At 67.7% G+C, this 12,586-nt stretch carries 12 protein-coding genes; 8 read left to right on the forward strand and 4 right to left on the reverse strand.

The window, feature by feature from the left end; all coding sequences use genetic code 11:
* Nucleotides 1-7 precede the first annotated feature (7 nt).
* Nucleotides 8-613: a rhodanese-like domain-containing protein gene (locus AC6I21_RS00770; protein ID WP_497762896.1), complete on the reverse strand. Its 606-nt coding sequence runs from the start codon at nt 611-613 to the stop codon at nt 8-10.
* Nucleotides 614-649: 36 nt separating this feature from the next.
* Nucleotides 650-2,047, reverse strand: a complete 1,398-nt coding sequence (locus AC6I21_RS00775) for an MBL fold metallo-hydrolase (protein ID WP_497762897.1) — start codon at nt 2,045-2,047, stop codon at nt 650-652.
* Between the two features lie 215 nt (nt 2,048-2,262).
* On the opposite strand from AC6I21_RS00775, the gene AC6I21_RS00780 reads away from it, so the two are divergent.
* Nucleotides 2,263-3,618, forward strand: coding sequence for a TIGR01777 family oxidoreductase (locus tag AC6I21_RS00780; protein ID WP_497762898.1), 1,356 nt, complete (start codon nt 2,263-2,265; stop codon nt 3,616-3,618).
* Nucleotides 3,619-3,693: 75 nt separating this feature from the next.
* Here AC6I21_RS00780 and AC6I21_RS00785 read toward each other — a convergent pair whose 3' ends face one another.
* A complete protein-coding gene (locus tag AC6I21_RS00785) occupies nt 3,694-4,335 on the reverse strand; it encodes a carbonic anhydrase (RefSeq protein WP_497762899.1) in 642 nt (213 codons plus the stop codon).
* Between the two features lie 373 nt (nt 4,336-4,708).
* On the opposite strand from AC6I21_RS00785, the gene AC6I21_RS00790 reads away from it, so the two are divergent.
* The 3 genes from AC6I21_RS00790 to AC6I21_RS00800 all read left to right on the forward strand — a co-directional run bounded on the left by AC6I21_RS00790 (nt 4,709) and on the right by AC6I21_RS00800 (nt 8,454).
* On the forward strand, nt 4,709-6,370 hold the full coding sequence (locus AC6I21_RS00790; RefSeq protein ID WP_497762900.1) for a thiamine pyrophosphate-binding protein: 1,662 nt from the start codon (nt 4,709-4,711) through the stop codon (nt 6,368-6,370).
* A gap of 41 nt (nt 6,371-6,411) precedes the next feature.
* Nucleotides 6,412-7,551 (forward strand): endonuclease/exonuclease/phosphatase family protein, encoded by a 1,140-nt coding sequence (locus AC6I21_RS00795; protein WP_497762901.1) that lies wholly within the window; start codon nt 6,412-6,414, stop codon nt 7,549-7,551.
* A 93-nt stretch (nt 7,552-7,644) separates the two neighbouring features.
* The gene (locus tag AC6I21_RS00800; RefSeq protein ID WP_138174637.1) at nt 7,645-8,454 is read left to right on the forward strand and encodes a hypothetical protein; all 810 of its coding nucleotides are present in this window, start codon (nt 7,645-7,647) and stop codon (nt 8,452-8,454) included.
* A 23-nt stretch (nt 8,455-8,477) separates the two neighbouring features.
* Here AC6I21_RS00800 and AC6I21_RS00805 read toward each other — a convergent pair whose 3' ends face one another.
* Nucleotides 8,478-9,734 carry a DUF445 domain-containing protein gene (locus AC6I21_RS00805; protein WP_497762902.1) on the reverse strand — a complete coding sequence of 419 codons (1,257 nt, stop codon included), beginning with the start codon at nt 9,732-9,734 and terminating at the stop codon, nt 8,478-8,480.
* A 143-nt stretch (nt 9,735-9,877) separates the two neighbouring features.
* On the opposite strand from AC6I21_RS00805, the gene AC6I21_RS00810 reads away from it, so the two are divergent.
* The 4 genes from AC6I21_RS00810 (at nt 9,878) to AC6I21_RS00825 (ending at nt 12,546) form a co-directional block, all read left to right on the forward strand.
* Complete coding sequence (locus AC6I21_RS00810) at nt 9,878-10,747, forward strand: glycerophosphodiester phosphodiesterase (RefSeq protein WP_497762903.1); 870 nt, start codon at nt 9,878-9,880, stop codon at nt 10,745-10,747.
* An 89-nt stretch (nt 10,748-10,836) separates the two neighbouring features.
* On the forward strand, nt 10,837-11,517 hold the full coding sequence (locus AC6I21_RS00815; protein WP_497762904.1) for an alanyl-tRNA editing protein: 681 nt from the start codon (nt 10,837-10,839) through the stop codon (nt 11,515-11,517).
* Entirely contained in the window at nt 11,510-12,232 is a 723-nt protein-coding gene (locus tag AC6I21_RS00820; RefSeq protein WP_138174629.1) for an AzlC family ABC transporter permease, read from the forward strand. The genes AC6I21_RS00815 and AC6I21_RS00820 overlap by 8 nt, the downstream gene beginning before the upstream one ends.
* The gene (locus AC6I21_RS00825; RefSeq protein WP_138174627.1) at nt 12,229-12,546 is read left to right on the forward strand and encodes an AzlD domain-containing protein; all 318 of its coding nucleotides are present in this window, start codon (nt 12,229-12,231) and stop codon (nt 12,544-12,546) included. Before AC6I21_RS00820 ends, AC6I21_RS00825 begins: the two co-directional genes overlap by 4 nt.
* The last annotated feature ends 40 nt before the right edge of the window (nt 12,547-12,586 follow it).

Genomic DNA, 12,586 nt, shown 5'->3' on the forward strand with positions numbered 1-12,586 from the left:
CTTGCCCCTACTTGCCGTTCGGGTTCAGCAGCTGCCCGGCGTTGGGGATCTGGCCCAGGGGGTTGGCCTTGGCGGCCGTGCTGGCCTGGTTCCACGGCATCTTGGACAGCAGGCTGGCCATGGCGCAGGAATTGCTGGCCGCGGAGTAGGTCAGGCCCGCGCCGATCGCCGCCGAGAGGTAGCCCAGCTTCGGGTGGATCAGCTTCGAGGCGACGAAGCCCAGCAGCACCAGCGAGCCTGCGCTCATGCGGACCTGGCGGTCCATGGCCCAGCGCCGGGTGCCGCGCACCACGGGGCCGCCGGACTTCTCATAGGCCGCGATGCCGCCTTCGAGCACGCTGCCGGCTTCGATGTGGATGTCGACCAGCCTCTGCTGCGCCTGGCCGGCGCGGACACCGGACTGGCAAACCAGCACAATCTGCTTGCCCAGCTTGCGGGTCACGTCGTGGGCGTGCTCCGCGACCAGCTCCAGCGGCAGGTTGTAGGAGCCCGGGATGTGCACGGATTCAAACTCCGCGGGGGTGCGCACATCCAGGACTGCTACGCCGGATTCGTCGGACGCCAGCAGCTTTTTCAGGGCCGCTGCGTCCATGACATCAAGGGGGGTGCTCATGTTTGAGGGGGTGTCCTTCTTCTTCGTGGGGTTGGATTAGGCGTTGGTCTTGTTCATGGCGGCAGCCCAGCCGGCGTAGCTGCCGGTCAGTTCGACCACGTCATACCCGGCATCGCGCAGGGCGCTGGCAACGATCGAGTTGCGCAGGCCACTTTGGCAATAGGTGACGATCTTGCCGTCGGTCGGAAGTTCGTCCAGGGCCCACAGGGCGCGGCCGCCGGAGATGTGCTTCGCGTCCGGGATGGCTCCGGCGTTGAACTCGCCCCGGCCGCGGACGTCGAGGAGCAGGGCGTGATCAAAGTCCTCCAGCTCCGTCGGGTCCACGCGTGGCGGGGTAAAAGCCGGCAGGCCCCGAAGGCTGGTGGCGTAGCCGGACACCGCATCGATGCCCACACGCATCAGGTGGTCGCGCATTTCCTCGGCCGACTCCAGGTTCTCGGCGAACAGGATCAGCTGGCGGTCGTCGGCTTGCGGGTCGAAGGCCCAGGCGCCGAAGCTCGCCATCTTGGAAATGGCCGGGATGGCCAGGGCGCCGGCGACGGTGCCCTGGGCTACGGCCACATGTCCGCGGGTGTCCACGAAGACCGCCTCTTTCGCGGAGGTCTTCTCGATGATCTGCTGTGCGGTGAACTCAACCAACTCCGGCAGGGTGCCCAGCACCTTGGCGCCGTCGCGGTTCTGGCGCTTCATCCGGGCGAAGTAGGCGTGGGCGTCGGGCTGTCCGTCGAGCAGCTCGGCGATGAAGCCCTCTTCGTCGTTATTGGCCAGGTAGCGGCCCCACCAGGCGAAGTTGCGCTCGTAGCCCACGGTGGTGGAGGGAACGGCGCCCAGCGCCTTGCCGCAGGCGCTGCCCGAACCGTGGCCCGGGTAGACCTGGATGTGGTCCGGCAACTTCAGAAAGACGTCGCGCAGCGAGGCGAACAGGTCCCTGGCCCCGGCGAAGCGGGTGTCCACGCCGCCGGCCGCCTCGTCCAGCAGGTCCGGGCGGCCCAGGTCGCCGGCGAAGATGAAATCGCCGGAGAGCATGTAGCCGGGCTGGTCGCTGAAGGCGCCGTCGGTGATGAGGAACGAAAGGTGCTCCGGGGTGTGGCCGGGGGTGTGGCGCGCGGTCACGGTGATGTTGCCCAGGGTGATGGTGTCCTTGTCCATTAGGCGCTCGGCCTGGAAACCGTATTGCCAGTCGGCTCCGCCCTCGCCCGAGATGTAGGTGGCGGCCCCGGTGGCGGCAGCCAGCTCGCGGGTGCCGGAGAGGTAGTCGGCGTGGATGTGGGTTTCGGTCACCGCGACGATGCGCATTCCGTGCTTGGCGGCCAGTGCCAGGTACCCGGAGATGTCACGCCGGGCATCGACGACGATTGCCTCGCCCTTGGCCTGGCAGCCAATGAAATAGCTGGCTTGGGCCAGATCTTCGTCATAGAAGCGTTCCAGAAGCATGGTGCATCCTTTCGTGGGGGTATGCATCCAACCTAAGCTATACCCCGGGGGGTATGTCAAGCGGGCCCGTCGGCCCGTGATCGGTGGTAAGGGGCCTGCGAAAACAAGCTGGAACTTTTCGCTGGCCCGCAGCCCGCAAATTTGCGGCATATCCTGCCCTGAGCGCCGCGGCAGGAGACCGCTCGGGCCGCCTGGTTCTCCGCTAGGGTTGGGACATGAGCATTGAACGCGCCGTGCAAGTGTCCCAGCCCATCGATGAGGTGGTGGCCTGGTTCTCCCGGCCTGGCGCGGTGCGCCGCCTGCTGCCGCCCTGGCTGCCGCTGAAGGTGGAACAAGAAGCCCGATCACTGCGTGACGGCACCGCGCTGCTGCGGCTTCCAGCCGGAGTGCAGTGGGTGGCCCGGCATCAGCCGCGGCAGTACATTCCGGGCCGGCGCTTTGTCGACCAACTGGAGCCCCAAGGGTGGCGGTCCCTGCCCACCAGGGTGCTGCACTGGCGCCACGAACACCTTTTTGAACCGGTCGGTACCGGGCACACGCGGGTGGTCGACCGGATTGACTCCAGCATGCCGGCCTCCTCCACCGTGCGCATGCTCGCCTACCGGCACCGCCAGCTGCTCGGGGACTTCGCCGCGCACCAGCAGGCGGCCGACGCCGGACTGGGTTCTGGCACGGTCGCAATCACCGGCTCCAGCGGACTGGTGGGCCGGGCCCTGGCCGCCCTGCTGTCCACCGGCGGGCATCGGGTGATCCGTCTGGTGCGCTCGGCCCCCGCCGGGCCGGGGGAGCGCCTGTGGGATCCGGCCAACCCCGACCCCCGGCTGCTTGCAGGGTGCGATGCGGTGATCCACCTGGCCGGGGCCAGTATTTTTGGCCGTTTCACGAAGGAACACCGGCACGCCGTCGAGTCCAGCCGCATTCAGCCGACCGCCCGGCTTGCCCGGTTGGCCGCCGACAGCGGCGTGCAGACCTTCATCAGCGCCTCGGCGATCGGCTACTACGGTGGTGCCGGCGGGGACCAGGAATGGACCGAAGAGGCTGCGGCCGGCAGCGGCGGGGATGACTTTCTCAGCCAGGTGGTGCGCCGCTGGGAGGCCGCGGCCCAGGAGGGAAGCAGCCAGGGGATGCGCCGTGTGCAGGTCCGCACCGGAATCGTCCTGGATAGCGGCGGAGGGATGCTGGCGGTGCTGCGCCCGCTCTACGCGGCCGGCCTGGGTGGCAAGCTGGGCCATGGGCGGCAGTGGATGTCCTGGATTGGCCTGGATGATCTGCTCGACATCTACCTTCGCGCGCTGTGGGACCGTTCACTGAGCGGCCCGGTGAATGCGGTGAGCCCACATCCGGTGCGCAATGAGCGTTTCTCCGCGGACCTGGCCGCCACGCTGCATCGCCCCGCGGTGATCCCGGTGCCCCAGTTCGCGCCGCGCCTGGTGCTCGGACGCCAGGGCGCGCAGCTGCTGGCCATGGCCGACCAGCGGGTGGTGCCGGAGAAGCTGCTGCAGGCCGGGCACCGCTTCCGTACCGCGCAACTGCCCCAGCTGCTGGCCCACACGCTGGGCCGCGCCGAGTAGGATACGGCGGCCGGCCGGTACACCGGCAAAAGGACCCCGGCTGCCCGTACTATCGGGAAGCCGGGGTCCACAGGATTAGTCCAGCACCGGGGCCTGCAGGCCGAAGCGGGATACCGCCTGGGCCTCTCCATCGGCCAGGTGGTAGGTGACGCCCACAACGGCGGTGCGTCCCTCATCGATGGCGTCGGCGATGATGCGTGAACGGTCCACGAGCCGCTCGGAGGTCTCCCGCACGTGTTCCACCACGGTGGAGTTCACATCGCTCAGCCCTTTGCGCTCGGCCGCGAAGACCGACGGGGTGATGTGCTCGACCAAATCGCGGATGAACCCCTTGGGCAGGGTGCCGCTGCGCTTGGAGTCAATCGCGCTGGTGACCGCGCCGCAGCTGTCATGGCCCAGGATCACGATTAGCGGGATGTTCAGGATGTCCACGGCGAACTCCAGCGAGCCCAGGCTCGCCGAGTCGATGACGTGGCCGGCGGTGCGCACCACGAAGACGTCCCCCAGACCGACGTCGAAGATGATCTCGGCGGCCAGGCGCGAGTCCGAGCAGCCGAAGATCACGGCGAACGGCTCCTGCCCGTCGACCAGGGATTGACGTCGATCCCCGTCCTGGTTCGGGTGTTCGGTGTGGCCCTTGATGAACCGCTGATTTCCTTCGGTGAGCTTCTTCCACGCTTCGGTGGGGGTCATGGCATGCTGTGCGGGATTCGACATACCTCAAAGTTTATCCCCGCCCGATGCCCGCGCCCCGTCGCCGGAGCCCGTACAGTGCGCCACCGGACTGGCACGGTGCCGGTTTCTGCTCAAATTTCCTAGTCAGCCTTCGGTGGCGGGGGTACCGCAGGACACGGCTGGTGCGCCGTCACAAAACTGCACATCGCCAGGCTGGGGGCTAGGCTCCGGCGCCGGCACCGGCCGGGTGTGGTCTTCGGCGCGCGGCATGCCTTATCCTATTGAATGTCAGGAACCGTTTTGCGGTTTCCGGCGCTCTCAAAAGGGGCGATACCCGCTGACGGCTCTCCGGTAGCGAACGGTAGCGGCAGACATATATGGAATTTTCTCAATCAGCATTTCGTGAAAAGAGTCCATGATGTCCAGCGTCTCAGCTGTAATCGCCCGCGCCCTGAAGCCGATCGCCCCGCAGATTTTCGGATTGATGGGCAACGGCAACGCCCACTTCCTGGATGCCGCGGTCCGCCAGGGCTTCGACTACACCGCCGTTCGCCACGAACAGGCCACCGTCACCGCCGCCGACACCCACTTTAGGCTCAGCGGCAAACTCGCCATCGCCTCCACCACCTACGGCGCCGGCTTCACCAACGCCGTGACCGCGCTCGCCGAGGCCGCGGCCGCCAACACCCCGGTGCTCTTTGTAGCCGGGGACGCGCCCACCGGTGGGCTGCGCGGCTGGGACGTGGATCAAACGGCGATTAACACCGCGGTACGCGCCGTGACCTACACGGTGGACGCCCAGAATCCCGGACACACCGCCCTGCAGGCCGCAGCCCACGCACTGCGTGAACGCACCCCGGTGGTGCTGGCGATCCCCTACGACCTGGCGGCTGCCCCGGCAAGCCAGGAAGGGCCCTGGGATCTGGGTCAGTACAGCTTTGACCCGCCGGCTCCGCGGTTGGGCGAGGAACAGCTGCAGCAGATTGCCGCGCTGCTCAACGCCGCACAACGCCCCCACGTGCTCTACGGCCGCGGTGCCCTGGACGCAGCCGGACCCATGGCCCGGCTGGCCGACAAGCTCGGGGCCACCAGCTCCGGCACCCTGCTGGCCCGTGATCTGTTGGCCCGTCCCGCCGATCTTGGCATCACAGGGGGCTTTTCCACCGAAGCCGCGGCGCAGCTCATCGCACAGGCCGACACCGTGCTGGTGCTCGGTGCGTCGTTGAACCAGTTCCAGATGCGCTTCGGGCAGCTGTTCGACCCGGCGGCCCGGGTCATCCAGATCGATGTCGCCCCGACCGCCACCAGCCCGCGCGTGGATGTCTTTGCCAGCGCCGACTCCGGACAGGCCCTGGACCAGCTGCTGCCCCTGCTTCAGGAACGGGCCGGAGGACGGCGCTACTGTGACGGGCTGGACCTAACGGCGGTACGTGCCCGCCCGGCCGGTGACCCGGTGGCCGCGGATGGGCTGCTGGATCCCCGCCGAGTGGCCAGTGAACTGGAGGAAATCCTGCCGGAGAACCGGCTGCTGGTGCAGGACGGCGGGCATTTCATCGGTTGGGGCCCCATGTACTGGTCCACCAGCGGCACCCGGTCGCTGAGCTGCGTGGGCACCGCCTACCAGTCCATCGGCCTGGGCGCGGCTTCCATGGTCGGCGCCGCCCCGGTGGCCGAGGGGCGCACCGTGGTGCTGGCCGCCGGGGACGGCGGGTTCCTGATGTCCCTTTCGGACCTGGAGTCGATCGTGCGGACCGTTAGCAGCGGGGTCATCGTGATCTATAACGATTCCGCTTATGGGGCCGAGATCCACCAGTATGGCTCGATCGGGCTGCACGAGGATCCAATGCTGATTCCGACCGTGGACTTCGCCGCCCTGGCCACCGCCTTTGGAGCCACGGGGATCACCGTGAAGAGCGTATCCGACTTGGAGCAAGTTCGTGCATGGGTTGGGGCAGGCGCCAACGGCGTCTGCCTGGTTGATGCGCGCATTTCCCCGTTGGTGCGCGCCCCCTATATGGAGGAAGTGCTTCAGGCCAACGCAAAAAGCGCCGCTGAGCTGGTATCACAATCTGATTAAGCCGCTGGAAATCCCCAACGCGTTCAGCGTAGGGTTGCCACGTGCAGTTTTTGTCGGTTAGCCTTGCAGCTTTTGGCCTGGGAAGCGCCCTGATCTTTCCCACCACCCCGGCTGCCGAGCAGACCCCAAAACCGGTGGACTACCAGCAGTGCGGGATCTTCGACATTGAAGAGGACCCGGCCTACCCCTTCGGGGCCCAGTTGTTGGAGGACCTCTGGGTCGATTCACCGGATGGCAAACTGCGCGTGGCAACCTTCGACGTGAACCTCAGCGCCAAACAGCAGGGCCAGCTCGGCGCCGACCTGGCCGGGGGCGCCAGCACCGAGGCCGCGCAGGTGGCCAAGGCCATCCAGCAGGCGGACGCCGACGTGGTGCTGCTGACCGGCATTGACGCGGATGAGGCAGCGGCCCGCTCCCTGAACAACCAGTACCTGAAGCACGCCCAGGATGGTGGGCGGGCGGTGAACTACCCCTATGTCTACGCCGGGCCCACCAACAAGGGCACCCCCAGCGGCGCCGACCTGGACAACGACCAGGTGGTCGGCGGCCCAGCCGACGCCTGGGGGTACGGCGAATTCCCCGGGCAGGGTGCCATGGTGCTGCTTTCCAAGCACCCCATCGACACCCAGCACGTGCAGACCGTGACCAAGCAGCGCTGGTTCCAGATGCCGGGGAACACCATGCCCCAATCGGGACTCAACGGCACCATCGCCGAGGCCATGCCGGTCATGGAATCCGGACTCTGGGATGTACCTATCAAGGTGGGTGGCAGCACCGTGCGGGTCATCGCCGTGCAGACCGACCAGGTGCGCGAGGAACTGACGCACTCCGCGCCGCGGCACAGCGACCAGCTGCGCATCGTGGGCGACTGGCTTTCGGCGGCCGACTACCTGCAGGATGACCGCGGCGCCGCCCCCGGCAACCACCAGCCCTACGTCGTGCTGGGCGAGCTGGGACGCAACCACGGCAATAACCAAGCCGTGGATGACATGCTGGAGAACCTCGGGGTCGCCGAGCAGGGCATTCACGACGACACCAACTACATCCTGCCCGCCGACACCCTGGAGATCGCCCGTCACGGGAGCATCCGGGACCAGGAAATGACCCCGTCGAACCCCGGCACCGAGCAGCCCAACCTCAGCGGAACCCCGGAACTACTCTGGAGCGATTTGACCTACTAGCGGGTAACGCGGCGCGGCCGCAGCCGCACCCGGTCGATCCGAACCACGTTTTCCCTGCAAATTTCTAGCCTTGCTCGCTACAGTTGGTACATCATGAGCAAAGACCCCATCACCATGTCACTGATCGGACCCGACGGAAAACCCCGTTCCGGCGTCCAGCAGGCCATCCTCAAGGGCATTGGCGTGCAGCGTCCCATCGTGCTGGCCTACCTCAAGCGCCTGCACCGCAAGCACCCCCAGGCCACGGCGGCGGAACTGGCCAAAATCGTGGAACGGGACTACCTGGCGCTGGCCACGGGATCGGGTGCAGCGGTCGGCGGGACCGCCGCCGTGCCGGTGGTGGGAACCACCGCTGCCCTGGGGCTGTCCCTGGCCGCCACCCTCGGGTTCCTGGAGGCCAGCGCGCTCTACGCCCAGGCCCTGGCCGAACTGCACGGGATCGCCATTGAGGATCCGGAGCGCTCCCGGGTGCTGGTGATGGCGGTGCTGATGGGCGAGGAGGGAAGTTCGATGATTTCGGGCCTGACCGCCCAGGCCGCCGGCCGCGGCGGGGGACCGGTCAAGGGCTGGGCCCGGGCATTCGGGGCAGGACGCCCCACCAGCTTCTACACCTCCATGCAAAGAACCCTGCAAAAGAAGTTCATGCGCAAGATCCTGGGCACCCAGGCCGCCAGCATGCTGGGCAGGGTGGTGCCCTTCGGGATTGGGGCGGTCATTGGCGGAGCCGGAAACCGGTTCCTGGCCAAACGGGTCATTGAGACCGCCGCGGACGCGTTCGCCGGAATCCCCACGCTCAGCGACCAGCAGCTGGCGCTGGATGACCCGAACATCATCGACGCCGAAGTCATTGAGCCGGCTCCGCAGCCGGCCCTGCGCCGCAGCGGCCGCCGACGCCGGGGCTAGAGGTAGCCTGCCGGGCCGCCCGGCTATCCGGCCAGGAGCAGGATTAGCTGCCCTCCGGTATAGATGGCCACCCCGGCCAGGGCCCCGATGACGGTCCCGTTGATTCGGATGAACTGCAGGTCCCGGCCCACCTGCAGCTCCAGCTTCGCGCTGGCCTCGGCCGGATCCCAGCCGCGCACGGTGTCGCTGACCAGAGCCGCCAGGGACTTACCGTGTTCTGCGGTGAACCGCTGCACCACCGTGACCAGACGGGCCTCAAGACTTTGGCGCAGGGCCCGATCACGCAGCAGTCGACGCCCAAAGTCCTGTACGGCTCCGTTCAGGGCCCGGCACAGTGGGGAATCCGGATCGGCCAGGGAGGCATCCAGGCCGGCCTTCAGTGACCCCCACCCGGTGACCGCAAGTTCCCGCAACTGCCGATCCCCGAGCAGCGAGTGCTTGAACTGCTCCACCTTGGCTATGGTGGCCGGGTCGCTTTGCATGTCCCGGGTGAATCCGGCCAGCCAGTCGGTGACCGCCCGGCGCAACGGGTGGTCCCGGTCCCCGGCCACGGCGCTCAACACCCCGCCCAGTTCGCGGTGGATCTTCTGCGCCAGCAGCTCATCCACGACCCGGGGAACCCAGGAGGGCGAACGTCCGGTGACCACCTCACGAAATACCTCCGGGTGCCCGGCCACCCACACCTGGGCACGTTGGGCCAGCAGCTGCACGGCCGCCTCGTGGTGCCCGTCCTGCACCAGCTTGGCCCCCAGGGTGCCCAAGGTGGTGGACCACTGTGGGGCCACCATGTAGTCCCGGGCCAGGGCCTGCAGCACCGGCAGGACCTGTTCGTCATCCACCGTGTCCAGCATCCCCCGGGCCACCGTGCGCAGCTGGGCGCTGACGGCGTCCGCTCCGGGCCGGCTGGCCAAATAGCCGCCGGCGCGGGCCAGCAGCCTGGCTTCGAGTAGCTTGCGGCCCACCACCGCAGGGTTCAGGAAGTTTTCCTGGACAAAACTGCCCAGCGAGGCGCCCAGTTCGTCCTTCTTGCGCTGAATCAGGTTCGTATGCGGAATCGGCAGGCCCAGCGGGTGGCGGAACAACGCGGTCACCGCAAACCAGTCGGCCAGCGCACCGACCATCCCGCCCTCGGCGGCCGCCCGAAGATAGGCGAAGGCGGGCCACAGGCCCTGCAGCAGCAGCCCGGCCACAAAAAGCACGAACATCAGCAGCAGCAGTGACAGGGCCACGCGTTTCATCCGGCGCAGGGCAGCGGCGCGCGGCTCCAAAAGCTGGGACATGCGCACCACTTTAACGCACGGTAGACCCTGGCACGCTGGGCCGCGACCGGTGCGCCGACCATTTTTCGAAGTTCGCCGGCTCTTGGCCAACACACAACCCGAGGACCGTGCACCGGGCGGTGACTGGCCAGTAGCGTAGGGGCATGAGCACTCTCTTCTACGCCCACCGCGGAAGCTCGGCACAATTCGCCGAAAACACCCGTGCCGCCTACCTGCAGGCCATTGCCGAAGGTGCGGACGGAATCGAATGCGACGTGCACCTCAGCGCGGACCAGGTGGTGGTCTGCCACCACGACCCCACCGTGAACCGCACCTCCAACGGCGAAGGGCGAGTGGCCCAGTACACCGTCAAGCAGCTGAAGGAGCTGGACTTCACGGTGCTGCGTTCCACCCCGATTCCGGCCGCCTATGGGGACATCCACGAGCAGCTGCTCACCCTGGATGAACTGCTCACACTGATTGAGCACAGCCATGCCGCGGTGGGGCTGGCCGTGGAAATTAAGCATCCCAGCCCGGCTGGGCGCGGACTGGAAGACGCGGTGCTGCAGGTGCTCGACGCCCACGGGTTCAACCGCGAAACCGGCGCCGCCGGAAGCAGCGGGCAAATTCAAGTGAGCCTGATGAGCTTTGAGCCGGAGTCCAACCGCTACCTGGCGGACCTGGTCAACCGCGAACTGCTGTGCCAGCTGATCACGGAGGTGGACGCCGAATGGGTCGACGAACTGCTCTCCAGCGGGCAGACCGACCGTGCCGCGGTGTACCGGGTGCTGCAGCGTTCGGTCGAAGAAGGCCTGGAGCTGATCAGCCGCGGCACCGTGGGAATGGTCGGGCCGGGCGTGGCCTGGGTGCGCCGGAACGAGGACCTGGTCCGGCGGTGGATCGGTGAAGGCCTGGTGCCCCGGGTCTGGACCGTTGACGAGCCGGCGGACGCGCGCTACCTGCACGGCCTGGGGGTGCGCCAACTGACCAGCAACCATCCGGCTTGGCTGCGCGGGGCCACCGGCCTGGCCTAGACGCCCCGCCCGGTGCACGTGCCTTCGGTTACGGTCGGTGAACCGGCTCAACAAACGTTTGCCGGTGATCTGCGGCTAAGCTAAAAAACGTGAACACGCCAACATCCCCACAGGAACAGGCCTACCTGTTCGACACCTACCTGTTTGAGAACGAGGCGGAGGTCATTGCCGCCGGCACCGATGACGAGGGGCAGTACATCGCCCTGAGCCCGAACATCTTCCATCCGCGCGGCGGCGGCCAGCCAGAGGACACCGGAACCGTCAATGGCCAACCGGTCACCGTATCGCGCATTGAATCCCTGGTGGTGCTCCACGGAACCACCGGGCTGCAGGTCGGGGACCGGGTGGTGGCCACCATCGACGCCGAACGGCGCAAGCTGCATGCCGCACTGCACACCGCGGGGCACCTGTTGGGGTTCGCCGGTGAGGAGCGCGGCTGGCAGCACCGCGGGCATTCGCACTTCCCGGGCCAGGCCCGCCTGGACTTCGATCCACAGAGCCTGGATGTGCCGGTGGAGCAGCCCGAGCAGCGCCAGGCGGCGGAGGCCTGGCTGCAGCGGCGGGTCGATGAGCTGCTTGCCGCCGGCGCAGCGGTCACCAGCTCCATCGCCGCGGATGGGACCCGCACGGTCAGCATCCAGGGCGTGAACAGTGAACCGTGCGGCGGAACGCACGTCCAGCACGTGTCCCAGCTGCGGCAGGTGCAAATTGGTCAGGCCCGCGTCAAGCGCGGGGTGTACAAGGTGCGCTACGATGCCGGACATGCCTAGGGGCAAACTGACGCCGGCGACCCGGATGGGCCTGTCCATAGCGATTGCCACAGGGCTGTACGGCATTTCCTTCGGGGCCCTGGCCATCGCCGCGGGACTGAACCTGTGGCAGACGGTGGCCCTGAGCGCGCTGATGTTCACCGGCGGTTCGCAGTTCGCATTTATCGGGGTGATCGCCGGCGGCGGGACGGCCTCGGCCGCCTTTACCGCCGCCTCGCTGCTTGGGGTGCGCAACGCGGTCTACGGCATGCAGATCAAGCAGGCCCTGCGTCCGCGGGCTGGCCAGGTGCCGCTGATGGCCCACGTGACCATCGACGAATCCGTGGCTACCTCGCTGGCCCAGTCCTCCCCGGCAGAGAAGTCCCGGGGGTTTTGGACCGCGGGCCTTGGAGTGTTCATCCTGTGGAACCTGTTCACCCTGGCCGGGGCACTGCTGGGAGAATCCCTGGGGGACCCGGCCGCCTGGGGGCTTGACGGCGCGGCCGTGGCCGCGTTCCTGGGCCTGCTCTGGCCCCGGCTGAAGGGCGCCGAGCCGATCCTGGTGGCGATCGGTGCGGCGCTGGTCACCGCGCTGGCGGTACCCTTCACTGCGCCGGGCCTGCCGATCCTGATCGCCGCAGCAGGCGCGGTGCTGTACGCCCTGGCCGGGTCCCGGCACGCGCCGCGGGCCACCGAGCACGGCAGACTGCGTGAAGTTGATGGAGGCAAGCCGTGAGTGAATTGAGCTGGTGGATCCTGGGCGCCTGCGTGAGCGCCTTCGCGATCAAGCTGTGCGGCTACTTCGTGCCGCGCCGGGTGCTGGATTCCCCGGTGATGTCCCGCGTCGCCGGCATCCTGACCATTGCCCTGCTGGCCTCGCTGGTGACCATGAACGGGTTCACCTCCGGGCAGGACTTGGTCATTGACGCCCGGGTGGGGGCCTTGGCCGCCGCAGCGATTGCGCTGCTGTTGCGGGCCCCGTTCCTGTTGGTGGTAATTGCCGGGGCAGGGGCCGCGATCCTGCTGCGGGCCACCGGGCTGGCCGCGTAGCGTACGCACGCAAAGGGATGACAATGACGGTGGGACGGTG

It is taken from the genome of Glutamicibacter sp. St.4D3 (assembly GCF_059728615.1).

Coding starts and splice junctions, on each gene's coding strand:
- AC6I21_RS00775 (WP_497762897.1), bottom strand. CDS start 2,047: ATGCTTCTGGAACGCTTCTATGACGAAGATCTGGCCCAAGCCAGCTAT.
- AC6I21_RS00805 (WP_497762902.1), bottom strand. CDS start 9,734: ATGTCCCAGCTTTTGGAGCCGCGCGCCGCTGCCCTGCGCCGGATGAAA.
- AC6I21_RS00790 (WP_497762900.1), top strand. CDS start 4,709: ATGATGTCCAGCGTCTCAGCTGTAATCGCCCGCGCCCTGAAGCCGATC.
- AC6I21_RS00810 (WP_497762903.1), top strand. CDS start 9,878: ATGAGCACTCTCTTCTACGCCCACCGCGGAAGCTCGGCACAATTCGCC.
- AC6I21_RS00785 (WP_497762899.1), bottom strand. CDS start 4,335: ATGTCGAATCCCGCACAGCATGCCATGACCCCCACCGAAGCGTGGAAG.
- AC6I21_RS00780 (WP_497762898.1), top strand. CDS start 2,263: ATGAGCATTGAACGCGCCGTGCAAGTGTCCCAGCCCATCGATGAGGTG.
- AC6I21_RS00800 (WP_138174637.1), top strand. CDS start 7,645: ATGAGCAAAGACCCCATCACCATGTCACTGATCGGACCCGACGGAAAA.
- AC6I21_RS00820 (WP_138174629.1), top strand. CDS start 11,510: ATGCCTAGGGGCAAACTGACGCCGGCGACCCGGATGGGCCTGTCCATA.
- AC6I21_RS00770 (WP_497762896.1), bottom strand. CDS start 613: ATGAGCACCCCCCTTGATGTCATGGACGCAGCGGCCCTGAAAAAGCTG.